The sequence below is a fragment of the Rhizobium sp. BR 250 genome (assembly GCF_047445855.1).
Classification (GTDB): domain Bacteria; phylum Pseudomonadota; class Alphaproteobacteria; order Rhizobiales; family Rhizobiaceae; genus Agrobacterium; species Agrobacterium tumefaciens_I.
The window spans coordinates 61,828-87,136 of the sequence record NZ_JARWKW010000002.1 but is presented as its reverse complement, the minus strand read 5'-3'; the positions used below and the strand labels follow the sequence as shown (position 1 = coordinate 87,136).

General features: G+C 61.0%; 30 protein-coding genes. 20 read left to right on the top strand and 10 right to left on the bottom strand.

What is annotated here, in order from left to right; translation table 11 throughout:
• Window positions 1-82: 82 nt before the first annotated feature.
• On the bottom strand, window positions 83-943 hold the full coding sequence (locus QD336_RS03425; protein ID WP_499169366.1) for a VOC family protein: 861 nt from the start codon (window positions 941-943) through the stop codon (window positions 83-85).
• On the opposite strand from QD336_RS03425, the gene QD336_RS03420 reads away from it, so the two are divergent.
• From QD336_RS03420 to QD336_RS03400, 5 genes are all read left to right on the top strand, one after another.
• Entirely contained in the window at window positions 926-1,174 is a 249-nt protein-coding gene (locus QD336_RS03420) for a hypothetical protein (protein ID WP_269344312.1), read from the top strand. The genes QD336_RS03425 and QD336_RS03420 overlap by 18 nt on opposite strands.
• 47 nt (window positions 1,175-1,221) lie before the next feature.
• The gene (locus QD336_RS03415; RefSeq protein ID WP_269344310.1) at window positions 1,222-1,632 is read left to right on the top strand and encodes a universal stress protein; all 411 of its coding nucleotides are present in this window, start codon (window positions 1,222-1,224) and stop codon (window positions 1,630-1,632) included.
• A 60-nt stretch (window positions 1,633-1,692) separates the two neighbouring features.
• A complete protein-coding gene (locus QD336_RS03410) occupies window positions 1,693-2,013 on the top strand; it encodes a TraR/DksA family transcriptional regulator (protein ID WP_499169364.1) in 321 nt (106 codons plus the stop codon).
• A gap of 329 nt (window positions 2,014-2,342) precedes the next feature.
• On the top strand, window positions 2,343-3,011 hold the full coding sequence (trhA, locus tag QD336_RS03405) for a PAQR family membrane homeostasis protein TrhA (protein ID WP_499169363.1): 669 nt from the start codon (window positions 2,343-2,345) through the stop codon (window positions 3,009-3,011).
• Window positions 3,012-3,114: 103 nt separating this feature from the next.
• Entirely contained in the window at window positions 3,115-3,612 is a 498-nt protein-coding gene (locus tag QD336_RS03400; RefSeq protein WP_269344306.1) for a GNAT family N-acetyltransferase, read from the top strand.
• A gap of 19 nt (window positions 3,613-3,631) precedes the next feature.
• Here the strand turns inward: QD336_RS03400 and QD336_RS03395 are convergent, their stop codons facing one another.
• Window positions 3,632-4,258, bottom strand: coding sequence for a LysE family translocator (locus tag QD336_RS03395; protein ID WP_499169678.1), 627 nt, complete (start codon window positions 4,256-4,258; stop codon window positions 3,632-3,634).
• Between the two features lie 118 nt (window positions 4,259-4,376).
• On the bottom strand, window positions 4,377-4,784 hold the full coding sequence (msrB, locus tag QD336_RS03390; protein ID WP_269344304.1) for a peptide-methionine (R)-S-oxide reductase MsrB: 408 nt from the start codon (window positions 4,782-4,784) through the stop codon (window positions 4,377-4,379).
• Window positions 4,785-4,986: 202 nt separating this feature from the next.
• Between msrB and QD336_RS03385 the strand changes: the two genes are divergently transcribed.
• The 10 genes from QD336_RS03385 (at window position 4,987) to QD336_RS03340 (ending at window position 13,448) form a co-directional block, all read left to right on the top strand.
• Window positions 4,987-7,356 carry a putative monovalent cation/H+ antiporter subunit A gene (locus QD336_RS03385; RefSeq protein WP_499169360.1) on the top strand — a complete coding sequence of 790 codons (2,370 nt, stop codon included), beginning with the start codon at window positions 4,987-4,989 and terminating at the stop codon, window positions 7,354-7,356.
• Window positions 7,353-7,772, top strand: a complete 420-nt coding sequence (locus QD336_RS03380; RefSeq protein ID WP_269344301.1) for a Na(+)/H(+) antiporter subunit B — start codon at window positions 7,353-7,355, stop codon at window positions 7,770-7,772. Before QD336_RS03385 ends, QD336_RS03380 begins: the two co-directional genes overlap by 4 nt.
• On the top strand, window positions 7,772-8,149 hold the full coding sequence (locus QD336_RS03375) for a Na+/H+ antiporter subunit C (RefSeq protein ID WP_003497192.1): 378 nt from the start codon (window positions 7,772-7,774) through the stop codon (window positions 8,147-8,149). The genes QD336_RS03380 and QD336_RS03375 overlap by 1 nt, the downstream gene beginning before the upstream one ends.
• Window positions 8,150-8,168: 19 nt before the next feature.
• Window positions 8,169-9,746: a Na+/H+ antiporter subunit D gene (locus tag QD336_RS03370; RefSeq protein ID WP_499169358.1), complete on the top strand. Its 1,578-nt coding sequence runs from the start codon at window positions 8,169-8,171 to the stop codon at window positions 9,744-9,746.
• On the top strand, window positions 9,743-10,222 hold the full coding sequence (locus QD336_RS03365; RefSeq protein ID WP_269344299.1) for a Na+/H+ antiporter subunit E: 480 nt from the start codon (window positions 9,743-9,745) through the stop codon (window positions 10,220-10,222). The genes QD336_RS03370 and QD336_RS03365 overlap by 4 nt, the downstream gene beginning before the upstream one ends.
• The gene (locus QD336_RS03360; protein WP_269344298.1) at window positions 10,219-10,599 is read left to right on the top strand and encodes a cation:proton antiporter; all 381 of its coding nucleotides are present in this window, start codon (window positions 10,219-10,221) and stop codon (window positions 10,597-10,599) included. Before QD336_RS03365 ends, QD336_RS03360 begins: the two co-directional genes overlap by 4 nt.
• Window positions 10,596-10,928 (top strand): monovalent cation/H(+) antiporter subunit G, encoded by a 333-nt coding sequence (mnhG, locus tag QD336_RS03355; RefSeq protein ID WP_269344296.1) that lies wholly within the window; start codon window positions 10,596-10,598, stop codon window positions 10,926-10,928. Before QD336_RS03360 ends, mnhG begins: the two co-directional genes overlap by 4 nt.
• A gap of 434 nt (window positions 10,929-11,362) precedes the next feature.
• Entirely contained in the window at window positions 11,363-11,791 is a 429-nt protein-coding gene (ros, locus tag QD336_RS03350) for a MucR family transcriptional regulator Ros (protein ID WP_003497181.1), read from the top strand.
• A gap of 402 nt (window positions 11,792-12,193) precedes the next feature.
• Entirely contained in the window at window positions 12,194-12,616 is a 423-nt protein-coding gene (locus QD336_RS03345; protein ID WP_499169355.1) for a helix-turn-helix domain-containing protein, read from the top strand.
• Window positions 12,609-13,448 (top strand): DUF6456 domain-containing protein, encoded by an 840-nt coding sequence (locus QD336_RS03340; protein WP_499169353.1) that lies wholly within the window; start codon window positions 12,609-12,611, stop codon window positions 13,446-13,448. Before QD336_RS03345 ends, QD336_RS03340 begins: the two co-directional genes overlap by 8 nt.
• A gap of 4 nt (window positions 13,449-13,452) precedes the next feature.
• Here QD336_RS03340 and QD336_RS03335 read toward each other — a convergent pair whose 3' ends face one another.
• Window positions 13,453-13,869: a SufE family protein gene (locus tag QD336_RS03335; RefSeq protein WP_269344289.1), complete on the bottom strand. Its 417-nt coding sequence runs from the start codon at window positions 13,867-13,869 to the stop codon at window positions 13,453-13,455.
• A gap of 199 nt (window positions 13,870-14,068) precedes the next feature.
• A complete protein-coding gene (locus tag QD336_RS03330) occupies window positions 14,069-14,494 on the bottom strand; it encodes a DUF5330 domain-containing protein (protein ID WP_269344288.1) in 426 nt (141 codons plus the stop codon).
• A gap of 488 nt (window positions 14,495-14,982) precedes the next feature.
• Between QD336_RS03330 and QD336_RS03325 the strand changes: the two genes are divergently transcribed.
• From QD336_RS03325 to QD336_RS03315, 3 genes are all read left to right on the top strand, one after another.
• Window positions 14,983-16,515: a sensor histidine kinase gene (locus QD336_RS03325; RefSeq protein ID WP_269344286.1), complete on the top strand. Its 1,533-nt coding sequence runs from the start codon at window positions 14,983-14,985 to the stop codon at window positions 16,513-16,515.
• Window positions 16,487-17,395, top strand: coding sequence for a peptidoglycan-binding domain-containing protein (locus QD336_RS03320; protein WP_269344284.1), 909 nt, complete (start codon window positions 16,487-16,489; stop codon window positions 17,393-17,395). Before QD336_RS03325 ends, QD336_RS03320 begins: the two co-directional genes overlap by 29 nt.
• 260 nt (window positions 17,396-17,655) lie before the next feature.
• Window positions 17,656-18,009, top strand: a complete 354-nt coding sequence (locus tag QD336_RS03315) for a DUF1491 family protein (protein ID WP_499169350.1) — start codon at window positions 17,656-17,658, stop codon at window positions 18,007-18,009.
• Window positions 18,010-18,092: 83 nt separating this feature from the next.
• Here the strand turns inward: QD336_RS03315 and QD336_RS03310 are convergent, their stop codons facing one another.
• Window positions 18,093-19,091: a DUF2336 domain-containing protein gene (locus QD336_RS03310; protein WP_499169348.1), complete on the bottom strand. Its 999-nt coding sequence runs from the start codon at window positions 19,089-19,091 to the stop codon at window positions 18,093-18,095.
• A 500-nt stretch (window positions 19,092-19,591) separates the two neighbouring features.
• Here QD336_RS03310 and QD336_RS03305 point away from each other — a divergent pair, with 500 nt between their 5' ends.
• Window positions 19,592-19,780, top strand: a complete 189-nt coding sequence (locus QD336_RS03305) for a hypothetical protein (protein WP_499169346.1) — start codon at window positions 19,592-19,594, stop codon at window positions 19,778-19,780.
• Window positions 19,781-19,799: 19 nt separating this feature from the next.
• Here QD336_RS03305 and QD336_RS03300 read toward each other — a convergent pair whose 3' ends face one another.
• From QD336_RS03300 to QD336_RS03290, 3 genes are all read right to left on the bottom strand, one after another.
• Window positions 19,800-20,348 (bottom strand): DUF1254 domain-containing protein, encoded by a 549-nt coding sequence (locus QD336_RS03300; RefSeq protein ID WP_269344279.1) that lies wholly within the window; start codon window positions 20,346-20,348, stop codon window positions 19,800-19,802.
• A complete protein-coding gene (locus tag QD336_RS03295) occupies window positions 20,341-20,928 on the bottom strand; it encodes a DUF1214 domain-containing protein (RefSeq protein WP_499169344.1) in 588 nt (195 codons plus the stop codon). Before QD336_RS03295 ends, QD336_RS03300 begins: the two co-directional genes overlap by 8 nt.
• A 111-nt stretch (window positions 20,929-21,039) precedes the next feature.
• The gene (locus tag QD336_RS03290; RefSeq protein ID WP_269344275.1) at window positions 21,040-21,648 is read right to left on the bottom strand and encodes a LysE/ArgO family amino acid transporter; all 609 of its coding nucleotides are present in this window, start codon (window positions 21,646-21,648) and stop codon (window positions 21,040-21,042) included.
• 227 nt (window positions 21,649-21,875) lie between these two features.
• Here QD336_RS03290 and QD336_RS03285 point away from each other — a divergent pair, with 227 nt between their 5' ends.
• Window positions 21,876-22,775 carry a LysR family transcriptional regulator ArgP gene (locus tag QD336_RS03285; RefSeq protein WP_499169342.1) on the top strand — a complete coding sequence of 300 codons (900 nt, stop codon included), beginning with the start codon at window positions 21,876-21,878 and terminating at the stop codon, window positions 22,773-22,775.
• A 262-nt stretch (window positions 22,776-23,037) separates the two neighbouring features.
• Here the strand turns inward: QD336_RS03285 and QD336_RS03280 are convergent, their stop codons facing one another.
• Window positions 23,038-25,224 (bottom strand): transglycosylase domain-containing protein, encoded by a 2,187-nt coding sequence (locus QD336_RS03280; protein ID WP_499169340.1) that lies wholly within the window; start codon window positions 25,222-25,224, stop codon window positions 23,038-23,040.
• Window positions 25,225-25,309: the final 85 nt, after the last annotated feature.

Genomic DNA, 25,309 nt, shown 5'->3' with positions numbered 1-25,309 from the left:
AACGGCTCCCCAATCAGGTGACAAACGTTCGAAGAATGTGGCGGTTCCGGGGCAGCGTAAATTTCTGCTGCCCTTTTTTGCTTTAGGCGGRAAGCTTTAGCCCGATACCCCACGGATCTTTCAAAACGATCCCGTCACTTTGCCGCTCGGTGGCGATTTCCAGCCGGTCGAGCGCGGCAACTGCCCTGTCGAGCGCTGCGGCGTCGTTGAATTTCAGCGAATAGCCGGAAAGGCCGGTCATGTTGTCCTTGCGGGCCGCAGCACCGCGGCTGTTCCAGATATTGGCGGCGACATGGTGGTGATAGGCACCCGAGCCGAAGAAGCTTGCGCCCGGATAACGCGCCATGATCTTCAGCCCCAGCACATCCTGATAAAATTCATCCGCCTGCGGGATATTGCCGACCTGCAGGTGAATGTGGCCGATGGCGGTGCCGTCCGCAGCACCCGTAAAGGCCGTTTTCGGCGCGCTGTCGTAAAGCGCCTGCAGGTTGAGGCCGATCGTTGCCATCTCCACCGTGCCGTCCGGCTGGTAGGACCATTCGTCGGGTGAACGGTCGCGATAGACCTCGATGCCGTTGCCTTCCGGGTCGGCAAGATAGATCGCCTCGCTGACCAGATGGTCGGATGCGCCCTGAAGCTGGACATTGTTGTGTGCGGCATGGGCCAGCCAGTGCGCGAGATCATTGCGGCTCGGCATCAGGAATGCGGTGTGGAACAGGCCGGCGGCATTGCGCGGCGCGCGCTCGGCGACGTCGGAGGTGGACAGCGTCAGAAGCGGTTGGCCGTTTACCCCCAGCACTTCGCCGCTCGGGTTCTTTTCGAGAACGGAAAGACCGATGATCTTCTGGTAAAAATCTGAAACGCGCGGCAGATCGTGAACGACGAGATGCGCCTGACCGACATAGGCCGGCCGCGTCAGGGCGAATTGTTTGATTTCACTCATCATGATCTCCATATTGAATCCGAAGCGCCATGGGGCGGATCGGTCGCCGATGATATCGGCCGACGCCGCTTTGCGGCGTTTGTCGAAGGCGAATATGGGCTGGTTTCGTCGTTCAGCAAAGATCGCGGTGTGGCGATTGACCGTCTACTATTCGTTGACAATGCCCCGGTGCGGTGCGGCTCCAGCTTTGACTTCGATCAAGGTGAAGGCTGCGCCGAAGGGGAAATATAAGCCTAACCCGACACGCTAAATGGCGGATCAAGCCAAAGGAGACAGCCATGTACAAGAAGATCATCGTACCGGTAGACCTCAGCGCCACCGACAAGGGGGAAAAGATCCTCGAAAAGGCCAAGGCGCTGCTGGACCCCGATGGCGAGATCGTTCTCATCAACGTGGTCGAGGAACTGCCGGGTTACATGGCGATCGACCTGCCTGTCGACCTCATCGAAAACGCCATCAAGGACGCCAAGGCCAAGCTTTCGGACCTCAGGACCAGGGCCGGTTTCAAGGGTAGCCAGGAAATCAGAAGCGGCGCACCCGCCCGCGAGATCATCGCCGCCGCCGAGGAGCACAAGGCGGACCTCATCATCATCGCGTCGCACACGCCGGATTTCAGCAATTATTTTATTGGCGCCACCGCCGACCGTGTGGTGCGCCACGCCAAATGCTCGGTGCTGGTCGATCGGTAAAGGCGTGATGTCTAGGGTTGCGGGCGGGTTTTCCGCCCGCTCGGGCTGGAGGAAAAGACCATGAATGTTGAAAGTTACGAGAAAATCCTGAGAAACCGCCAGCGCGAGCTTTATCGCCGCCTGCACAGGATCGAGGCGGATTTCGAGGAGCCGCGCAATCCCGATGACGAGGATCGCGCCATCGAGCGCAACAATGACGAGGTGCTCGATGAAATGGGGCAGGTGGGGCAGGACGAGCTGCGCGCCATCGATGCGGCACTGGACCGCGTCGCAAGCGGCACCTTCGGCATCTGCGTGAAATGCGGCAAGAAGATTTCGGAGGATCGGCTGAAGGCGGTGCCCTATACGCCGTTCTGTCAGGAATGTGCCGCGGCTTTGTGAGCGCGGTTGAAAAGGGGTTCGACGTCGCCGCTCCTTTCTTCTCCCCGCCGGGGAGAAGGTGGCCCGAAGGGCCGGATGAGGGGCAACCTCTCGGTCTCTCGCTAACGTCGCCCCTCACTCCGCTGCCGCGGACTTCTCCCCGGCGGGGAGAAGAAGCAAGCGGCATCCGCTCGCCCCTCAGGCGATTGCTCCGACGTGAGGGAAACGGCGGACCTCTCCTTTCGCAACAGCCTCGAACGCAATTTGATTGCCGTTAACCGGCCGCTGTCTTGTTCCTGTCTAATATTGTCTCCATGCTTTGATGAAAGCACGCAGACGGGATTGGACCAATGAGCGAGATGTGGCGGTTCGGGCGCCAGTATGATTTTTACGAGATCGTCGCCGATGGCATCGTCCACGGCGTTGGAATCGTATTTGCGCTGGTGGGCGCCACGGCGCTGATTTTTTACGCGACCGCCTGGGGCACGCTGAGCGCGATCGCCGCCGCCTGGATTTATGGTCTCGGTCTCGTTGCCTGCCTCTCCGTGTCCTTCACCTACAATATCTGGCCGCATTCCAGGGTGAAATGGTTCCTGCGTCGGCTCGACCATTCGGCGATCTTCATCCTGATCGCCGCCACCTATACGCCCTTCCTGATGCGCGGCATCAACGATCCGCTGATTGCCGTCATGCTGGGTCTCATCTGGGTTGCGGCGCTCTGCGGCATCCTGCTGAAATGCCTGTTTCCCGGCCGTTATGACCGGGTGGCCATCGGTCTTTATCTCGCCATGGGCTGGAGCGGCGTCATGGTGGTCGAGCCCCTGTCGTCGCATCTCGCCCCCGTCACGCTCTGGCTCATCGTGGCCGGCGGTGTCATCTATTCGCTCGGCGTGATCTTCCATGTCTGGGAAAAGCTGCGCTTCCAGAATGCCATCTGGCACGGTTTCGTCGTTTCCGCCGCTGCGGTTCATTATTTCGCCGTGGTCACCGCCTTCAGCCTCGTTCCCCTGGCGTCGTAAGGCTCGACGCACTGGACATTGCTCGGCGTCATCGCTTAAGGCTCGTCGCAGGAGCCGCCGCCTTTCCGCAGCCGCTCGTTGGGAAATATGAGGGCGAAGCAATATGAGCGTGGAACTGCGCGACGCGACCGTGGACGATCTCTCCGGCATCATGGAGATTTATAACGATGCGGTCGTGAACACGACGGCGATCTGGAACGAGGTGGTGGTCGATCTGGAGAACCGCAAGGAATGGTTCGCCGCCCGCAAGTCACGCGGTTTCCCGGTCATCGTCGCCATTCTCGACGGCAAGGTCGCCGGTTATGCTTCCTACGGCGACTGGCGCGCCTTTGACGGTTATCGCCACACCCGCGAACATTCGGTCTATGTGCACAAGGATGCCCGCGGTCACGGCATCGGCAAGCGGCTGATGCAGGCGCTGATCGACCATGCCAGCGGCAACGACGTGCACGTTCTGATCGCCGCCATCGAGGCGGAAAACACCGCCTCGATCCGCCTGCACGAAAGCCTCGGTTTCAGGGTCGTCGGGCGGTTCTCGGAAGTCGGCACCAAGTTCGGCCGCTGGCTGGATTTGACCTGCATGGAGCTGAAATTAGGCTAGCAGGCTGGCCGGGTTCCCTTCAGGCCGGACGCCGGGCGAAGGCGAGCATGACGCCGAAGGCCATCATCATCGAGCCGCTGATCCGGTTGACGCGCTTCAGGGCTCGCGCATTGCGCATGAGACCGGACAGGCGTGAGCCAATAAAAGCATAAACGGCAATGGCCACCACCTCGAGCAGAAGGAAAATCGCCCCGAGCGTGGCGAAACTCTGCCAATAGGCGTCCTGCTGGATGAATTGCGGGAAAAAGGCCGTGAAGATCAAAATAGCCTTGGGATTGCCGGAGGCGACGAAAAACTCCTGCCGCAGATAGGTTTTGAGAACATTGCCGTTGGCCGAGGATACATCGGGGGCGGTGACTTCAGCGTTTGAGCGGATGAGCTTGAAGCCGATCCACAGCAGATAAAGAACGCCGATCCATTTGATCAGTGAGAACATCATCTCGGACGCCATCAAAAGTGCGCCGAGCCCGAGTGCTGCAATCGCGATCATCCCCGCGAAAGCGACCAGCCTGCCGCTTGCCGCCATCACCGCCGTCGCCATGCCGTAGCGCGCGCCCACCGTCATCGACAGAAGATTGTTCGGCCCGAAGGCCATGTTCAGGGCAAAGCAGGCGGGAATAAAAATGAGGATGGTTTCGAGCGCCATGGTGATGATCCGGAAGGAGTGAGACGGTGATGATCTCACTCTCCGGTCCGGCTGTCGAGACGACCTTTTCAGCGGTGAAAGGCCGGCAGGGGCAGCCGGCCTTTCACCGCATCGTTCATCAAACCGGCTCGAACACCATCGAATGGCCGTTGATGCAATAACGCAGGCCGGTGGGCGGCGGGCCGTCGGGGAAGACGTGGCCGAGATGGCCGTCGCAATTGGCGCAGCGGATTTCCGTGCGCACCATGCCGTGGCTCGCATCGCGATATTCCGTCACGGCACCGGGCTTGACGGGCTCGAAATAGCTCGGCCAGCCGCAGCCGGCATCGAATTTCGTATCGGAGAGGAACAGCGGTTCGTCACAGGCCGCGCAGCGATAGAGGCCCTTCTGGAATGTGTCCCAATAGGGGCCGGTAAAGGCGCGCTCGGTGCCGTGTTCGCGCAGGATGCGATATTGCTCCGGCGTCAGCTGCTCACGCCACTCCGCATCGGTCTTGGTCACTTTGGGGGAAGTCAGATCGCTCATGGAATGATCCTTTCTGTTCCCGCCTCAAATAGTCATCGCCGCCGCCGATTGAAAGGGGCAGCCTGTCATAACGCGTTCGTTATGGGCCGTGAATGTCGATTTGGGTTGAGATGCATTTATCTATGCCTTAACTGAAAAATCGATTTGAAAGAGAACGCCATTCATTGGCGCGCAGGGGTGGGGGACATCCCGGGAGATGTGAATGACCTCCGATGTCACGGCGCTGACATTCCTGTCGCTGTTTCTGCCGTTTCTGGCAGCGCTTGCCGCGCCGGCCCTGGTGAAAAGATTCGGTCACAATGCCGCATGGATCGTTGCGATAGCGCCGGCTCTCGCCTTCGTGCATTTCGCGCTGATGCTGCCGCAGATCGCGGCGGGCGGCGTGGTGACGGGCGGTTATGCCTGGGTGCCAAGCTTTAATCTCAGCTTCTCCTGGTTCCTCGATGGCCTGTCGCTCACCTTCGCGCTGCTGATCACCGGCATCGGCCTGCTGATCGTGCTTTATGCCGGCGGTTACATGAAGGGCCATCCGCAGCAGGGCCGGTTTCTCTCTTTCCTGCTTCTGTTCATGGGCGCGATGCTGGGCGTCGTGGTCTCCGACAGCCTGCTGATGCTGTTCGTTTTCTGGGAACTGACCTCCATCACCTCCTTCCTGCTGATCGGTTTCGATCATGAGCGCGCCGCCTCGCGCCGGGCCGCGCTGCAGGCGCTGGTGGTGACGGGCGGCGGCGGTCTGCTGCTGCTCGCCGGGCTGATCTTCATCTGGGATATCAGCGGCATGACGCAACTCTCAATGCTGGTGCGCGGCGGCGATATCCTGCGCGACAGCCCGTTTTATCTGGCGGCGCTGCTTCTGGTCCTCGGTGGTGCCTTCACCAAATCGGCGCAGTTTCCCTTCCATTTCTGGCTGCCCAACGCCATGGAAGCGCCAACCCCGGTCTCGGCCTATCTGCATTCGGCCACCATGGTGAAGGCCGGCGTCTATCTGCTGATGCGGCTCAACCCGGTGCTTGGCGATAGCGCCGCCTGGCAGATCCTGCTGCCCTTCTTTGGTGGCTTGACCATGCTCACTGGCGCACTGCTGGCCGTGCGCCAGACCGATCTCAAGCTGATGCTTGCCTATACGACGGTGTCGTCGCTCGGCCTGCTGGTCATGCTGACGGGGTTCGGCTCGGATCATGCCATCGAGGCGGCGGTGCTTTATCTGGTGGCGCATTCGCTGTTCAAGGGCGCGCTGTTCATGGTCGCCGGCATCATCGACCACGAGACCGGCACGCGCGACGTGACGAAGCTCGGCGGCCTGCGCAAGGCCATGCCCATCACCTTCGCGGCGGCGCTCGCGGCAGCCATCTCCATGGCCGGCCTGCCGCCGTTTTTCGGTTTCCTCGCCAAGGAAGAGATTTATTACGCGCTGGCGCATGGCAATCCGCGCGCCGTGCTGTTCACCGGCATCGCCATTCTCGGCAACGGCCTGATGTTCGCCATCGCCTTCGCCGTGGCCCTGAAACCCTTCCTCGGCAAGCCGGTGAAAACCCCGAAACATGCGCATGAGGGTCCGCTGCTGCTCTGGCTCGGCCCGGCGCTTCTGGCATTGAAGGGGCTCACCATTGCGCTCTTTGCCGGCATCGCGCATTTTTACATCTCCACCCCCATGGCAAGCGCCATTGCAGGCGAGCCGCGCCCGGTGGAAATCTCGCTCATTCCCCATATCGGCGTGCCGCTTGGCCTGTCGCTGCTGACAATCGCGCTCGGCATCGCCCTTTACACGCAGCTTTCCACGGTCCGCAGCCTGATCGACCGTACCTTCAAGGCGTTGGGGGCAGGGCCGGACAGGGGCTTTGACGTCTTCATCGAAATGCTGGTGAAAGTCTCGTTCCACATCACCCGGCGCATCCAGCCGGGCCGGCTGGAATTTTACGTCACCGCCACCTTCGCCGTCATCGCCGCCGTGCTGCTCGTGCCACTGTTCCTTTATGGCGAATTGCCGTCCATGCCGTCATGGCCGCGCGATATGCCGGTCCATGAGCTGACCTTCATCGCCATTGCCGTGGCGGGCCTCATCGCCGTCCTGACGGCGTCGAGCCGGCTCACCGCCATCATCGCGCTCGGCATTCAGGGCTTTGCGGTGGCGGTTATCTTCCTGCTGTTCGGCGCGCCCGATCTCTCCTTCACGCAATTCATGGTCGAGACGCTCTCGGTCGTCATCCTGACGCTGGTGATGACGCGGCTGCGCCTGTCGCCATCGGACCATCGTGGCCTTGGCCAGAAGCTGCTGGACAGCACCATCGCCATTGCCTGCGGAGCGGGCTTTGCCCTGTTCCTGATGCGCGCGACTGAAGCGAGCTTCGACAACCGCCTGACGGATTTCTACAACACCTATTCCAAGGTCATCGCCCATGGCGCGAATGTGGTGAATGTCATCATCGTCGATTTCCGCGGCACGGATACGCTCGGCGAAATCGCGGTGGTGATGATTACCGGTCTTGCCATTCTCGCGCTCATCCGCATCCGCCCTGCCGCCGTCCCCAAGGGACCGGCGAAGACGGCGAAAAAGAAGGGAGCGCGGGCATGAACACGCTCATCCTGCGCACCGTCGCGCCGGTTGTCACAAGCCTCATGGTGCTGTTTTCCATCTTCGTGCTGCTGCGTGGCCATAACGAGCCGGGCGGCGGCTTCATCGGCGGGCTGATCGCCGTCTCGGCGCTGGCGATCTATGGCATCGCCTATGGTGTCACGGCGGTACGGCGCGCCATCCTGTTTCATCCGCTGGCCATTGCAGGCGCGGGGCTGCTGCTGTCGATGCTCTCGGGCCTTGTCTCCATGGCCGCCGGCGTGCCCTTCATGACCGGCCTCTGGGTCTATCCGAGCCTGTTCGGGGTCGAGGTGCCGCTTTCCACCGTCATGTCCTTCGATATCGGGGTCTATCTCGTCGTGGTCGGCGCCATCACCTCCATTGCGCTGGCGCTGGAAGAAAGGGAAAGCGACTGATGGAAGCGGTCTTCTCCATTCTCGTCGGCATCTTCTTTTCGGTGGCGATCTATCTCATGCTGTCGCGTCACAGCATCCGCATGCTGCTTGGCATCGCCATTCTCGGCAATGCGGTCAATCTGCTCCTGTTCACGGCCGGCAGGCTGACACGGGAAGTGCCGCCGATCATTCCGGCAGGCATGGATACGCTGCCGGCAGGTGCCGCCAATCCGCTGCCGCAGGCGCTTATCCTCACGGCAATCGTGATTTCCTTTTCCTTCTTCTGTTTCCTTCTGGTTCTGACCTGGCGTGCCTTCCAGGAATTGCAGACCGACGACACGGATGAAATGCGCACCGCAGAACCCGCTGGCGAGCCCTTGCCGCCGCTCGGTTATTGAGCGGCGAGGCTGAGACGACATGGCTTCTTCCACCACTTCCGCAGTGACCGATCTTTCCGCCGCACTCGTCATGGCGCCCGTGCCGCTTGCCGACTGGCTGATCATCCTGCCCATCGCCCTCTGTATCGGCGCAGGTGCGGTGCTGATGATGATGCGCCACGCCATCCGCCACCATGCGGCTGTCGCTGTTGCCGCGCTCGTGCTGCTGGTAATCCTCGACGCCGCGCTGCTCTGGAAGGTTGCCACGCAGGGCCCGTTCACCATGGTCATGGGCCGCTGGCTGCCGCCCTTCGGCATTGCCTTCACCGCCGATCTCACCGGCGCGCTGCTGTCGCTCGCCGCCGCCATCGTGGCGCTGGCCGGCGCCATCCATGCGGGCAGCGATATCGACGCCAGCGGCAGGCGTTACGGTTTTTATCCTTTCCTGATGCTGCTGATGGCGGGTGTGACCGGCGCTTTCCTGACCGGCGATATCTTCAACCTCTACGTCTGGTTCGAGGTGCTGCTGATCTCGTCCTTCGGCCTCATCGTGCTCGGTTCCACCCGCGAACAGATCGACGGCGCGCTGAAATACGCCGTTCTGAACCTCATCGGCACGACGCTGTTTCTGATCACGGTCGGGTATCTCTATGCCATATTCGGCACGCTCAACATGGCCGATATTGCGCGCAAGGCGACGGAACTGCGCAGCACCGCGCCGCTGATGACGCTTGCGAGCCTCTTCGCGCTCGCCTTCGCCATGAAGGCGGCGGCCTTCCCGGTGAATTTCTGGCTGCCCGCCTCCTATCACACGCCGCGCATCGTCGTTTCCGCGCTCTTTGGTGGCCTGCTCACCAAGGTCGGCATCTATTCGCTGCTGCGCGTCATGGTCATGCTGTTTCCGGTGGAGCGGGAAGAGCTCAGCATCGTCATCGCCGTTTCCGCCGCGCTCACCATGGTGCTGGGCGCCATGGGCGCGCTTGCCCAGAACGATATCCGCCGCATGCTCGGTTATATCGTCATATCGGGCATCGGCTACATGATGGCCGGCATCGCCATGGGCACGCCCTCCGCCGTCACGGGCGCGATCTTCTACGCGCTGCATTCCATGGTGCTGATGACGGCGCTTTATCTCGCCGCCGGCCATGCCGCCCGTCTCGGTGACGGCTTCAGCCTTGCCACGCTTGGCGGTCTTTACCGGCGGGCCCCGTGGTTTTCGGCGCTGGCGCTGGCGCTGTTCTTCGCCGGCTCCGGCCTGCCGCCCTTTTCCGGCTTCTGGCCAAAGGCGGTTCTGGTCAAGTCGGCCATCGATATAGGCGCCTGGTGGCTCGCCGCCGCCATCCTCGTCTCCGGTTTCATCGTCACCATCGCCTTCGGGCGGATATTCCTGTTGTGTTTCTGGCGTCCGGTTGCAGCATCTGCCGCCCGGCCCGCCTTGCAGCCTGCATCGCCTCCGGCCGCCCCGTCTTTCGCACCGCTGGTGGGGCTGACGCTGCTGGTGGTATTCTTCGGCCTGTTCCCGGAAAGCCTGCTCAATCTCAGCCAGCAGGCCGCGGCGGGCCTTGGTAACCCACAGGCCTATATTCAGTCGGTCTTTCCGCAAGGGGGCAAGCCATGAGCCTCTATGTCGTGCAATTGCTTTTCGTTGCCGTATGGCTTGCCGTGACGGGCAGCATCACGCTGGCGAACATCGTCTTTGCCCTCATCGTCTCGACGCTGGCGCTGGGGCTGATCCGCCACCAGCTGCCGGGCGGGCAGAACCATTGGCTCAAGCTTTCCCGCGTGCTGTCGCTGGTGCTGCTGTTCTTCAAGGAACTGGCGCTCTCGGCCTGGAAGGTGGCGGTGCTGGTGACGCGGCCGAAGCTCGAGGTCCAGCCCGGCATTTTTGCCTATCCGCTGACGGTGACGACGGATTTCGAGATCACGCTGCTCGCCAATCTCATCACGCTCACACCGGGCACGCTCTCTGTCGATGTTTCGGCGGACAGAAAGACGCTTTACGTACACGCGATCGATTGCAGCGATATTGAAGCCACGAAAAACGACATTAAAAACGGCTTCGAAAGAAAGATCATGGAGGCATTTCAGCCATGATGCCGGAACAGATAGTTTCAATTGCAACTATACTTGCATCGGTTGTCCTCTCGGCTGCGTTTTTGCTGACGGTCTATCGTGTTGTCGTCGGTCCCACCTTGCCGGATCGCATCGTTGCGCTCGACATGCTGGTCGGCATTGCCATCGGTTTCATTGCGGTGATCGCCATCCGCACCGGCTTTACCCTCTATGTCGACATCGCCATTGCGCTGGGGCTGGTCGGGTTCCTGGCAACGGTCGCCTTCGCCCGCTTCGTGCTGTCGCGCGGCGCGGATGGCCGGCGGAGGTCGAAGGCGGTGCTCGATGGCGAGCGGGCGGCGGAAGCTTCTGAAAAACCTATGGAAACAGGTGTGAATGGCGGAAAGGGCAGGCGATGATGGGCTGGATTATGGCACTTCTCGTTGCGGTATTGACGGTCTCGGGCGCCCTTTTTTCGCTGGTCGCGGCAATCGGGCTTAATCGTTTGCCCGATGTTTACACGCGCATGCACGCGGCCTCCAAGGCGGGAACGGTGGGGTCCGGCCTGCTGCTTCTTGCCGTCGGCATCCACTCCATGGAGCTATCGACCCTGGCGCGGGCTCTGGCCGGTTTCTTCTTCTTTGTCCTGACCGCGCCGGTCTCCGCACATCTTCTTGCCATGGCCGCGCACAAGGCAGGTTATCCGCTGGCTGTTAAATCGGTAGTTGATGAGACGAAGAAAATTTGAAGTTGAAAATCCCCCCAATAATTGGGGGTATTCATTTTCAATTACTACTTGGCATAGTATTTTATTACCCGTGATTTTTTGTATTCAAATTAGACTGTTTTGAACTGAAAAATTGACACTAGGAATTTGACTTTTGCTGTTTTGCTGTTATCCAAATTAAGTGTAAAGTTGCTAATCGCGATTTGCATCTAGCCTCTTCATAGTCGGCATAGGCATTTTATTAATGTCTAATCTATGGTCCATCGGACCATTGCTGCCCATGTCTCGGGGCCATAAGTTGAATCTCGGATTAAATCGTTTCCGGTTTTCGCTCGAAATCTAGGGGTAGGTTTCACGTTGGTTTCAACAAGGCGAAGGTGGGGCACCGGGTAACTTCACATCGCTCGATGCGGCGCTTGCCCGCTTCAGGGGATTAATAAACAGGAGATACTTAAATGACGGAAACTGCATACGGTAACGCCCAGGATCTGCTGGTCGAACTGACGGCGGATATTGTGGCTGCCTATGTTAGCAACCACGTCGTTCCGGTCACAGACCTTCCCGGCCTTATTTCGGATGTTCACACGGCACTCAGCGGAACATCGGCACCGGCATCGGTGGCGGTCAATGTCGAAAAGCAGAAGCCTGCCGTCTCGGTCCGCAAGTCGGTCCAGGACGATCACATCGTCTGTTTGGAATGCGGCGGCTCGTTCAAGTCGCTGAAGCGGCATCTCACGACGCATCACAGCATGACGCCGGAAGAATACCGCGAAAAATGGGACCTGCCGGTCGACTATCCGATGGTTGCTCCTGCCTATGCCGAAGCCCGCTCGCGGCTCGCCAAGGAAATGGGTCTCGGCCAGCGCCGCAAGGCCAGCCGCTGATTGTAACGACGGTCCGGCCTGGCCGTTCTTCTCCCCGCCGGGGAGAAGGTGGCCTGAAGGGCCGGATGAGGGGCCAGCTCTCCGAATATCGCTGGCCTCGCTCCCTCAAGCCGCTGCCGCGCCCTTCTCCCCAGCCGGGAGAAGGCGGCAAGGTTCTCACGCTTGCCCATATGGGTATCTTCGGCGCCGTCTCTTTCCGCATAAAAATGTCCCAGCCGGTCTATCGACCGGCTTTTTTGTTGCCGCGCAGAATTTCGCTTGAGGAAAAAAATCCTTATCCGATGGTGCTTTCTTCCAAAAAACAACGCAAAATCAATCGATGAATTTGCTGAGGTAAATTCACACTTCCCCATATCTGTTGGCAGGTGTATGAATTAATTCCTATTCGTAGAGGAGTTGCATATGCCGTCGGATACATCGCTTCTGTCTGCCGCCGCGCGGCCCCGCATGCAGGCCGTCAATCGTCCCTTTCGTCACTGGCCATCGGTTGCCGGGCGGGAGGAGATTTCCCGTCTTTGCCGGCTGGTGCGGCAGCTCACCGGCGAGATGGTGCAATTGACGGGCGATCGTTCGCTGGTGCGCCGCGACAACCGGCGCACGGAATGCCATATCCGCCAGATTGCCATGTATGTCTGCCATGTGGAGCTTGGCATCCCCATGTCGGATATCGGCCCCTGTTTCGGCCGGGACAGGACGACAGTGGGGCATGCCTGCCAGGTGGTCGAGGACCGGCGGGACGAACCGGCTTTCGATGAGTTCGTCGCGGCGCTGGAGCGGCTTACCGGCAGCATTTTCAATGCGATGAAAGGTATCCGGGATGAGTGAGGCAAAAGGCGCCCCGGCTTCTCCGGATCCTGTCCTCCTGCGGCTGTTGCGTTGCATCGCCGCCGGCGCGGCCGAGGTGATGGAGGAGGGCGGCGATATCGTTCTGCATCGGGCACAGGCGGGGCAAAGGGCCCTGCGCTTTCCCGCCGCGACCATGCGCCTTGCCGTGTCCTGCGGGCTGGTCGAGCAACGGGAAAACACCCTCTGCGCGGCGCCGCCGCTCGCTTCCTATCTGAAGCGGGCGATGGCGAAAGACCGCGACGAGGTTTTTCAGGAGCAGCACCGGGATATGCAGGTGGTCGTTGTGGATGTCGGCGAGACGAAGCAGCCGGCGAGGCGCAACCTCAACACCTCTCCCCTGACCAGCCTTTCAAGGCTGAAGGAGCGGGATGGCAGCGCATTTTTCCCGGCGGATGCGCTGGAGGCGGGTGAGCGCCTTGCTTCGGATTTTCATCGCGGCCACCTCAATCCCAGGGTCACGGCGACGTGGGAGCCGCGTATTGCAAGCCGCACCAGGGGGGAGGCGGGAGGCGGGCTCGATCTGACCGAGGCGGCTATGGCCGCAAGGGCGCGGTTTTCCCGCGCGGCGGAGGCGATGGGCCCGGAACTTTCGGGCGTCGCCATTGATATATGCTGCTTCGAAAAGGGGCTGGAGACGGTGGAGCGGGAAAGACTATGGCCGGCGCGTTCGGCAAAATTGCTGCTCAGGGCCGCGCTGCTCTCACTCGCCCGCCATTATGCGCCGCCCGCCGCCCGTCAACGAGGCAGAGACCACCATTGGGGCGATGCGGATTATCGTCCCTCTCTGGCAACGGGGATGGCAACGCGATGATGGCTCAGGCGGCCAGCAGCCGGGCTTCCTCGCGGATGCGCTTGATCATGGAGCGCAGGCCATTGGCCCGCTGGGCGGAAAGGTGCTCCACCAGTCCGATCCGGTTGAACACCTCGATGGCATCCAGATCGGCAATCTCGGAGGCTTGTTTGCCGGAATAGACGGCGAGAACGATGGCGACGAGGCCGCGCACGATATGCGCATCCGAATCGCCCTCGAAGGTCAACAGAGGGTCTTCGGCGCCGTCGCTGTGGCTGACGAGCCAGACCTGGCTGGCGCAGCCATGGACCTTGTTCTCGGCCGTACGCTTGTCTTCCGCCAATTCGGGAAGCGCCTTGCCGAGTTCGATGACATAACGATAGCGGTCCTCCCAGTCGTCAAGGAAGGCGAAATCGTCAAGGATCGTTTCGAGAGAGGCCATTTGCGCGCCGTATCATCCGTTATTTAATGTCTTTCCTAGGATATAGGGGAAGTGTGCGCGGTTTTGAACCATCTGCAAGAAAAAGCCCACGGAAAACAGGTTTCCGTGGGCAAGTCAGGCAGGCAGTCGGCAACCGAATATCTTCGGCTGCAAGAATGGCGCGGCGCGGCGGCCCTCGAAAATCAAGGGGCCGGCAAGATCAGGGGGCAGGGCGCTTCTGCGGCAGGGGGATGACGGTGCCGGTCTTCAGCATATCGGCCTCAGCGGGAAATTCGACGCTGACCACGGGTGCTGCGACAAGCTTTTCGGCCTCGGCGGCGATTTCAGCGGCGGGAGCGGGTTTGTCACCGGAAGCAAGCTGCTTGTCCAGCAGTTCATAGGCAACCTTTGCGCCTTCCTTGGCCCGTTCACCAAGCGCGTGGAAGGTTTCGGCGCCCTTGACGCAGACATCGGGCTTTTCGATGCAGATGGCGCTGACATAACGATAGGCCTCACCCGCTGCCGAAACGGCGCTGGGAATATCGAAGGCCGAAGGTTCCTTGGTCGGATCGTTGCTGCTGCCGAAATAGGACAGCGCCACCAGCACCAGCGAAAACCAGAATGTTCCTTTGATCAGAAACCACATTGTCAGACACCCTGCCAGATGATCTTTGTTTTCTTGAAGCCCCGCCCGGTTTCGGGTCGTCGGCCTTTGTCCCGTTTTTCGGGCTTGTGAAGAAGCTACACGCGACCGGCGAACAGCCGATTGCAAAAAGCGGCGCAATTTAATTCAAATTGTATCTATTCTCCTCGTATCGGGACGCCTGCCATCAATTCATTCGCATTTTAACAGTCCATGTTAAGCATAATTGCGACAGAGGCCGCGCGTTCCGGACGAAAGCGGCCGCCCGCTTTGCCACAAAGGTTAACACGATGGCAAAAATGAAGCGAAATCCGTCGCTTACCCGTCATTAACCATGATTGGCAAAGCTTGGAATAAATGCCCCGTAATGGGACTGCGGCGCATTTGAGAGGCCTTTGAGGCCATTCTTTTTATCCATTCCTTAAGCCGCGGCCTTCTATTGTCGGAGCCGTTGGAACCGCCTCAGGGATTCGGTGTTGGTATTGCGTAATATGAGAGAAAAAGCGGTCGCATTGGTCGACCATGCCGCGGGCAGATGGCTTGCGCGCATGGAAGAGGACGCCGAAAGGCGCGCCGGAACCGTTGCGCGCCTGCGCTGGCTGATCGCCTTCAGCGCCGTCGGCCTTCTTGTCGTACCAGCCCTCTTCAGCCTCGTTTTCAGCCCCGCCATCGCGCTGCCCATCGGCGCTGCCCTGGTGCTGGCGCTGTTTCTGGCCGCCGCCGCGCTGCTGATTGCCTTTTCACGTCCCGCACGCGGTGCGTCCCCGTTTGCCACAGCGTCTGGCGATAACGACCTGATCGCCGCTTCGCAGGTGCCGGGCCTCGTACTGGTCATCGGTGAAACCGGCTTCGTTGAACACGTCTCCGGCCGCGATCGCGCAACCTTCCCGGCCGATCTTCAGGCCAGCAAGGGCCATGCCATCGTCGAATATGTCTATGTCTCCGATCGCCTCGAGCTGATGCAGGCTTTCGATCTGCTGCGGCAGGGCGAGGACAGGGCCGGCGCCGAGCTTCGCTTCGAAACAGGCGCGAAGTCGCGCCAGGCGCAGTTCATGCACGCCCGTATAGAGATGACGGCGATCCGCAGCGCCGGTGGCCGCCTGCGCCGCATCATCGCCCAGCTTTCCGATGTCACCGAGGTGGAGCGCCTGCGCCGCGATGTCGCCCGCAAGGCAGCGGAGGCGGAATCGGCCAATGACGCCAAGTCGCGTTTCCTTGCCGCCGTCAGCCATGAGCTGCGCACGCCGCTCAACGCCGTTCTCGGTTTTTCCGACATTCTGGCGGGCGAATATTTCGGCCGGCTGGAAAATGACCGCCAGCGGGAATATGTCGGCCTGATCCGCCAGTCCGGTGCGCATCTGCTGTCCGTCGTCAACACCATGCTGGATATGAGCAAGCTGGAAGCCGGCCGTTACGAGCTGATGATGGAAAGCTTCCCGATTGCCGAAACCATCTCGTCCTGCGAGGCCATGCTCGGCCTGCAGGCGAAGGAAAAAGGCCTGACATTGACCAGCCGCATCCAGCGCGGTATCGGCGAAATCTCGGCCGACCAGCGCGCCATCCGGCAGGTTCTCATCAATCTCGCCGGCAATGCCATCAAATTCACCGATGCCGGTGGTGTGGTGTCGATCGACGCCGCGCGTGAGGGTGGGATGCTGAAGCTGACGGTCAGCGATACCGGCATCGGCATCGCGTCCGACAAGATTGACCTGCTGGGCCAGCCCTTCATGCAGGTTCAGAATGAATATACCCGTCGCTATGAGGGCACGGGTCTGGGATTGTCCCTGGTCAAGGGGCTTGTGGCACTGCATGGCGGCACTTTCGCCATCGCCAGCAAGCCCGGCGAGGGGACGGTCGTAACGATCACCCTGCCTGCCGACGGTTCCGGCATGGCGGGTGGCGGCGAAAGCGCTGAAACCGAAAGCATGGTGGAATTTCCCCCACGTATCCGGCAGCTCGGCGACATGGCCGCGAAGATGAAGAAGGATGGTGACGATGGCTCCGCGAAAGCGAAAATCGCCTAAGAAAACAACGGCCCAGATCGGCGCCGGGCTTGTTTCCTTGGTGGTTTCGGCCATCGGGCGCGAAATCCTGCGCCATCCGAGAATGGTGGGCGGCTGCGGGGCCTTCGTGGTCGTTTTCGGTTTCGTCGCCGCCAATGCGCTCTGGTATCAGCCGGGCGTGCACCCGTCGCCTTTCCTGCGCACGCGCGATGCGGAAAATCCGAACGGCATTGCCGGTTATCGCCCGACCGAACATCTCGGCGCGCAGGGCAATGTCACGACCTTCCGTATAGAGCGCCCCGCCGAGACCGAAACGGCACAGACACCGCCCGCTGAAACCGCCGCACTTCCCACCGCCGAAAGCCAGAAGCCGCAGCAGATCGTTGCCGATATTCAGGCCGAACTGAAGAAGCGCGGGCTTTACGAGGGCGAGGCGGATGGCCGCATGGGGCCGAAGACCGCTGCCGCCATCATGTTCTTTGAAGAAACGCTCGGCATGGAACAAACTGGCGAGCCGACGACCAGGGTGCTGGCCGCACTCAGGATCGATGGCGCAACGGTTGCGGCAATTCCCAAAGACCGGCCTTCCGACACTGGCGGTGGCGTGGAGATCGATCCCGTCGCGGCCGCCATCCGCAAGGCGGAAACACCACGCCCAAAGGCCGAACCCGCCTCGCTCAACAGCGCGGCAGCCGCTCTCCGGCCGGCAAACCGCGAATTGATCGCCAAGATCCAGCAGGGCCTGATCAATATCGCCTATGCCGGCGTGAAGGTGGACGGCGTGGCCGGCGACCAGACCCGCAACGCCATCCGCGCTTTCGAAAAACATTATCGCCTGCCGGAAACCGGCGAGCCGAGCGAAGTGGTGCTGAAGAAGCTGAAGTCGATCGGGGCGCTTTGAGGCTTTGACTGCGGCCGAGGGTGCGTGGGGCTTACCCCCCTCTGCCCTGCCGGGCATCTCCCCCACAAGGGGGGAGATCGGCAAGCGGCGCTACCACCACCTCATTCGCTGATGTTGAGATTGGCACGACCTTGCCGCACATCGATCTCCCCCCTTGAGGGGGAGATGCCCGGCAGGGCAGAGGGGGAAGCCCCACGACCTTCAGCCGCGTAAAATCAACATCGAGAGCACGTCCAACCGTTTTCATCGAAAGCAAACCCATGCGTCTCAAATCCGAAATGTTCGTCTCAGCCCTCATCCGCCGGGTCTTTGCCGCCGGTGGATTTGCCGCTGTCGAAAAGAAGGGGGCGGAGGAGGCGGGGGCGATCTTCATTCGCCAGCGGCTGCGCGATGGCCGCGAGAACCTCTATGGGCCCGCGCCGCAGAGTTTTGCCGATGACGAGTATATCCGTATCGAGCGCCGTTTCGAAACGCGTCTCGCCGGTGTGGAGGGTGAGGAAAGCGCCGCATTGCTGGAAAGGGAACGGCGCTTCGACAGCGATCTGTGGGTCGTGGAGATAGAAACGGACGAGATCGGCAATCTCCTGACGCTGGTGGACCAGCCGCAGGCATAAAGCGTTTGCGTAAAGGCAAAAATGCAAAGCGCGTCAATGCGTTCGATTGAACGTGACGCGCTTTGGATGGTCGGCCGCTGGCTTTATCCCCGCGTTCCGGTTCGGTGAACAACCGGTGTGCTGCGGGCTGGCCGTTCGCGGCCATGTGTATAGCTGTCGGCCCGCCGCCAGCTTTCCAGCCGCTCTTCGCTTTCTATGATGTCCAGGCGGTCGAGCAGGGCTTCGGCGCGGCTCATGTCGCCTTCGGCGGCGGCAAGATGCGGATAAAAGCATTGCAGGACGAAAGCCGCTTCGGAAAACTCCATTCCAAGGCCGGTCAGCGTCGTCGCCAGCTGAGCGCCGGAAATATCGAGCATGATGCGCTCCGACAGCCAGTAGCTGGAAGACAGAGAATCCGCCAGTGCCACCGCAAATTGCCGGGCATTGCGCTCGCGGGCGAAACGCACCAGCAGCGCCTCCTGCACCTCGCTCAGACGGCGAAGGCCGAGCGTGTCGCTTTCCGGGCGGTTGAGGTGATGCGCCATCTGCTTGATGCGCTGGCGCATTTCTTCCTCGAGTGCGGAAACGGCGGCGATCTTGTCCGTCTTTTCTTCCGCTTTCGGCTCTTCGGGGCCGGCCGCCGCCTGCGGTTCGGCGGCAACCGTTTCTTCCTCGGGCCGTTTCAGATCTTCCGCGTGGCGCAGGCCGACAAGCGCGTCGATGACGGTGGGGGACAGGTCTTCGCGCCGGACGATGGCACGCGCATGGGCCGCCCCTTGCGTTCGGGCGATGGTGATCAGCGTATCGTCATCGAGGCTCTTCGACGCGATGAGGAAAGGGGCAGCAAGCGAAATCGGCTGGCAGGCGATGAAGAAGGCGACGGCCGAAGGCACGCTCGGGTGCTGGGAAAGTGCGGCGATGGCTTCCCGTTTGGCTTCGTCGGTGGAGGCAACAAAGAGCGGCATGAAAAGCTCGGCGAACTGCCGAAGGTCCGTTTTTGACGGATGAGACACATTCTCGAAATTCGTCACAGTGGCCATAAGTACCACATCTTTCTTCCTCGCGGCTCTTGGCCTCTCAAGTTCTCGAAACCGGTCGGTCAACGCACTACCCAACAAACGCAAACACAATATCGGCTCAAATTAGAGCAAATCCGTTGACGTCCTGTTAACTATGGGGGTGGGCAAGAGAGAAACTGCACCTATCAACAAGGAAATTTTAAAACCTTCACGACGGGTGAAATGCCATGGAACCCTGTCGGTTCGCCCTGGTTTTAAACGGATCTGGCGCGAGGAGGAATAAACCGGCGTCCGGCAATTAAGGTTAACGGATCATTAACCTCTGTCTGTTTGTAATTTCATGGGCAGTATTAGGATTCCATGTTATTCTGATTGACGGAATAAAATGCGAAAATGGCATGCTGAAGCCTGAATCTGCGCACGATCTCCGTTTACGAATCGTTTTGGATTTTTGGATCGTGCGAAAACCAGTCTGTGGACTGGCCTATGCGCAATGTGATGGTGATGACATTCCCGACGCAAGACGAGGCTTGCGCGGTTCCCATGGGCAACATTGACAATCATGTCCCGAAGAGGAGATGAGCATGGCAGAGATTATTCCAATTGGCGACGCGCGACGAAGCCTGCGCCCCGCCGGCGTGGTCGGCAAGGTGTTCGGCCCGGCGAAGGTGGTGCTGTTTACCGGCGTGCGTTATGAAAAACGCGATACCGAGTCGACCGGCAAGGTCGCGCGCAAGGGCAAATCCGCAGCGGAAACCGCCCTCAAATCCTGATTAATGAGAATGACCGGCGTTATTTCCACGGCGTCGGCTGGCATTTTGCCTCGTTCAGGAACCGTTCCGCCTCTTCGCCGAAACTCGGCTGCGGCACCATGGTCCGCAACACCACATACCCTTCCGTCTGATCCGATTCCGCCAGAATGGCCTGCGAGAGCAAAGGCGGCTGCGCCTTGCGGATGGCGGCGATCTGCACCGCATCGGCCACCAGAATATCCATCTCGCCGCCGGCGGAGGTGCGGTCGTTCATGCTGAACACCTCGTTCGAGGCCTTGTCGTAAACCGCAACGGACCAGAAGGGCACCGCGCCGATGGCTGTCAGCCTGACCGGCTTTTCCTCGATGTTGAAGGTGCACACGGCCACCCGCATGAAGGGATCGCCGCTGCCCAGCGTCTTTTTCTCCGTCGTTTCCTCGAGCAGATGAAATAGATGCGGTTTTCCTTCCGCGACTGCCCGCGTATAGGCGTCGCGATTGCTGAAATGTGGTATCGCCAGAAGAATGATGACATGCAGCACGGCGGCGGCGACGAGGCCGGTGACGATGGCGAGCAGGATCCTAAGCATTGCCACACCCCAGCTTGCGGATTTGCGGCATGGAAATGTCGATCAGGCCGGAACTGCCGGCAACCGGCGTATCGAGCAGCGTCATGACGAGCTTGAAGGTCTGGCCCTGCGGCACCGCCAGCCAGTTGTAGGTCTGGGCGTCGGGGGCAATGGTGATGTCGATGCCGCCATCGGCGCTGCGCAGAAGCGTGCGGGAATTCAGCGCGAAGGGCCGCCCGGCATCTTCGGCCAACACATTGCCCTGCTGGTCGGCGGTATAAAGCGTCCAGAACCGTGCGGGCGGCACGGTGCCGGCCAGCCGGTAGCGGCATTCACCGCTCAGGCGCTGGCCATCGCTGTCGACGGAGGCGGTGAAAGCCAGCCCTTCCGCTGTTCCGTAAAGCAGCTTGCCGGCATCGGCGCGGTGCGATTTGGCGTAGGGGTCGGCTTCGATGGTCTGCGCCTCGGGAAAGGCATCCCACGAGCCGATGCGGATCGAGCCGAAGCCGGATGTCGCCTCAAGCGCTGCGAGCGTTACGGCAATACCGCCGCCAAAGGCGACCAGAAGGGCGATGCCGACAAGGAATGGAACTCGGAACACGCTGTTTTCCCGTTTATGATCAGGTCGAGGACTATCACTGATTCCCCATTTGGAAAATGGCGCGCCTTGTTTAGTCTTGGTGAAAATGATCGGATGCTTTAATTCCGTTGCTCACGCGCCCGCCACCAGCTTGAAGGCAATCGCCCACATGGTGACGGCGATGACACCTTCGAGAATGCGCCAGGCGGAAGGCTTTTCGAAAATCGGCCGCAGCCAGCGCGCGCCATAACCCAGCGAAAAGAAAAACAGCAGCGAGCCGGTGGCCGCACCCGCCGCAAAGGTCTTTTCGAAACCGGGAAACTGCGTGGAAATGGTGCCGAGCAGCACGACGGTATCGAGATAGACATGCGGATTGAGAAAGGTCAGCGCGAGACAGATGGCGAGCGTCTGCCACAGGCTTGCCTCCCGCCGTTCGGCCACCGAAAGCGCCTCGGATGAGCGCAGCGCCGAATGCAGGCTTTTGGCCCCATACCAGATGAGGAAGGCGGCGCCCGCATATCGCATGATCGGATCGAGCGCTGGCATGATGGCGCTGATCCGCTGAAAACCGAATACGCCGACGGTGATCAGCAACGCATCGGAAATGGCGCAGGTGGCGCAGACGGCAAAGACATGCGAACGCGCCAGCCCCTGTTTCAGCACGAAGGCATTCTGCGCGCCGATGGCGACGATGAGGCTTAGGCCCATGGTGAGACCGGTGAAGAAAATCTGGATGTCCATGCGGGTCGGTGGCCTCTTGTCTCTGTCCGTGCGGAATGGCGGACGCCGTTGCTTGCGGATCGAGTGCTTGGATATTTCGCCAAGATGGTTTAATCCAATTAAATAAACTCAGTTCGGATAAGCTAAGCTAATGCGCGGCAGTGCAACTCTATTCGAGAGACGAAACTCGTGAGCCATTGCCTCCGCTCCACCTTCACCGCCCCCCAACCTCATTATTCGGTACCGTAATGCTCGACTACCCCTCCATGCGCGCCGTGGCGCTCGTCGCCCAGACCGGCAGTTTCGAAAAGGCGGCGCAGGTGTTGTGCGTCACGCCGTCCGCCGTCTCCCAGCGCATCAAGCAGCTGGAGGAGCGGCTGGGCGTGGTGCTGATCGTGCGCGGCAACCCCTGCGTGGCGACGGAGAAGGGTGAGTGGCTCTGCCGGCACATGGACCATGTCGGCATGCTGGAAAACGAATTGTTCCGAAAACTCCCGGCGCTTGCGGAGGCCGGTGCTGGGCAGGAGCGGGTGACGCTCAACATCGCCACCAATGCCGACAGCCTCGGCACCTGGTTTCTGGATGCGGTGTCGAAATTCACCGGCGGTAGCGATTATCTCGTCAATATCGCGGTGGACGACCAGGATCACACGGTGGAATGGCTGCGTGGCGGCAGGGTGCTCGCCGCCGTCACCGCCCATGACAAGCCGGTGCAGGGCTGCCGGGTGACGCCGCTCGGCGTGCTGCGCTATCACGCCACCGCCAGCCCGGATTTCATGGCCCGCCATTTTGCCGACGGCGTGACGCTCGCCGCGCTTGCCCGCGCGCCGGGGCTTACCTTCAACCAGAAAGACCGGTTGCAGGCGGGCTGGATCCGGCAGGCGCTGGGCGAGGATGTCTCCTATCCCACCCACTGGTTGCCTTCGACCGATGGTTTCGTAAAGGCAAGCCTTGCCGGCATGGGTTGGGGGCTCAATCCGGTGCAGCTGGTGGGCGAGCATCTGGCCGCCGGACGGCTGGTTGAGCTGATACCCGGCATGCCGCTCGATATTCCGCTTTATTGGCAGGTGAACCGTTTGGCCGCCGACCGCCTCAGCGCGCTGACATCGCATATGGTGGAAACGGCGAGGGCGGTGTTGTTGCGGTGAGGCGTCGCGCGCGGGATTGCGTTTTTGCGATTTGGAGAGACGGGAGCCGTAGAGCAAGTGGCTCGCCCCCCTCTGTCCTGCCGGACATCTCCCCCTCAAGGGGGGAGATCAGCAGGAGGCGCTAACACCACTTCATTCGGAAAGGTTGAGATGGGCGAGACCTTGCCACTTGTCGATCTCCCCCCTTGAGGGGGAGATGCCCGGCAGGGCAGAGGGGGGTGAGCCTTGCGCTCCGCCGGTAACCTCTTAACGCGACATGGTGTCAACGCCGCGTGGCGTCGATGCCCTCATGCGAGGAAGCATCCGCCACCTTCTGCGTCGTCACACTCAACGCCGTGGCTTCCTTCATCTTCCGCCCGATCGAGCGGATCACACGCGTCGCCTCGGCGGAAAGCGAGCGCGGGCGGGTCAGCGCCGGCATGGCGGGTGTGTTGGCGGAGGCGGCCGCCACTTCCGCCGAAGGCTGCGGGCGGGCGCCCGTCGGCAGCGGGTTCTGGATGCCGGGGATGGGGCGCAGCTCCATGCCCTGATGGGCATAATCCATCAGCCGCTTGAAGGTCATGGCGGGAAGCGCGCCGCCGGTCATGTTGTTCATCGGCGTGAATTCGTCGTTCCCGAACCAGACCGCAGTCGTGTAGTTGCCGGTGAAGCCCACATACCAGGCGTCGCGATAGGCCTGCGAAGTGCCGGTCTTGCCGCCGGAGACGATGCCGTTTTCCAGCGCGCCGCGCCGGGCCGTGCCCATGACGGGAATGGTCACCAGCATCTGGTTCATCTTGGAATTGGCTTCTTCGGAAAGCACCCGTTTGGCGGGCGGCTCGTTGTGGCTGAAATCGTAGAGAACATTGCCCTCGTAATCCAGCACCTGCTCGATGCCGTGGCGGCGTGACTGCATGCCGTCGGCCGGGAATACGGCATAGGCCGTCGCCTGATCGAGCACGGTCACTTCCGACGTGCCGAGCGGAATGGTCTTGTCGCTGCGCAGCGGCGTGGCGACACCCATCGCCTTGGCGGTATCGACGATCACCTGCGTGCCGAGCACATCCTTGGCGAGCCGGACCGGCACGGTATTGTAGGATTTGGCGAGCGCCATCTGCAGCGTCACCTTGCCGGCATAGGAACGGCCGTAATTCTGCGGCGACCAGCCGCGCCAGGTCACCGGCGCGTCGGAGATCAGCGTCTCGGGCTTCATGCCCTTTTCCATGGCGGCCGAGTAGGTATAGACCTTGAAGGAGGAACCCGGCTGGCGAAGCGCCGCCGTGGCGCGGTTGAACTGGCTTTCGCCATAATCGCGCCCGCCGACCATGGCGCGCACGCCGCCGCCATTTTCGATCATCACCATCGCGCCCTGCTTGACGCGGTAACCTTCGCCATATTCGCGCAGGCCCATTTCCATCGCCTGTTCGGCTGCCTGCTGCAGGCCGGTATCGATGGTGGTGCGCACGACGACGGTGTGGTCCTTGAATTTGCCTTCGGCGGCCAGCCGCTGCACTTCGTCGAAAGCCCAGTCGAGGAAATAATCCGGCGCCTTCACATCGGCGCGGTCGATGACGGTGGCCGGGTTGCGCCGCGCGCCGATCACCTGGCCCTCGGTCATCAGCCCGCTCTGCACCAGGTTGGAAAGCACGGTGTTGGCACGGGCGCGGGCCGCCGGCAGGTTCACATGTGGCGCATATTTGGCCGGCGCCTTGAACAGGCCGGCCAGAATAGCGGATTCGGCCAGCGTCACGTCGGTCAGGTTCTTGCCGAAATAAAACTGCGCCGCCGCCGCGCCGAAGGTGCCGCCGCCCATATAGGCGCGGTCGAGATAAAGGCTGAGGATTTCCTTCTTCGACATGTTGGTCTCGAGCCACAGCGCGAGGAAGGCTTCCTTGATCTTACGCTCCAGCGAGCGCTCATTGGTGAGGAACAGGTTCTTGGCGAGCTGCTGCGTCAGCGTCGAGCCGCCCTGTACCACGCCGCCGGCGCGGGCGTTTTCGCTCATGGCGCGGGCAAGGCCGATGAAATCGATGCCGAAATGGTCGAAGAAACGCCGGTCTTCGGTCGCCAGCACCGCCTTGATGAAATGATCCGGCATCTGGTCGATCGGTACGGAATCTTCATGAATGATGCCGCGATGGCCGATGGTATTGCCGTAACGATCAAGGAAGGTGACGGCGAAATCGCCGCGGTAACGCCAGTCCTTCTTGGTTTCCTCAAAAGCCGGCATGGCGAGCGCCAGAAGCACGACGGAACCCGCCGTTCCGAAGGTCAGCGCGTCGCAGGTGAGGTTGACGAGAAGCTTTCTCCAGCCGCGCACATGCAGCTTGCGTGAAGCGATGGTGACGTCTTCCCAGAAATCCACCAGCCGTGCCGCAGCCGTCCACAGGCCGGAGTCGATGAAGCTATCGATCCGGAGCAGGATATGCCGTTTTTTACGGCCTTTTTTATCGTCTTTTTCTTCCTGCACCTGGCGATGTTTTCCTGTTCAACGCAACGCGGACGTCGGTATTTCTGCGTTTCAACCCATTCCCGACGCAAAACCATGGCATGCT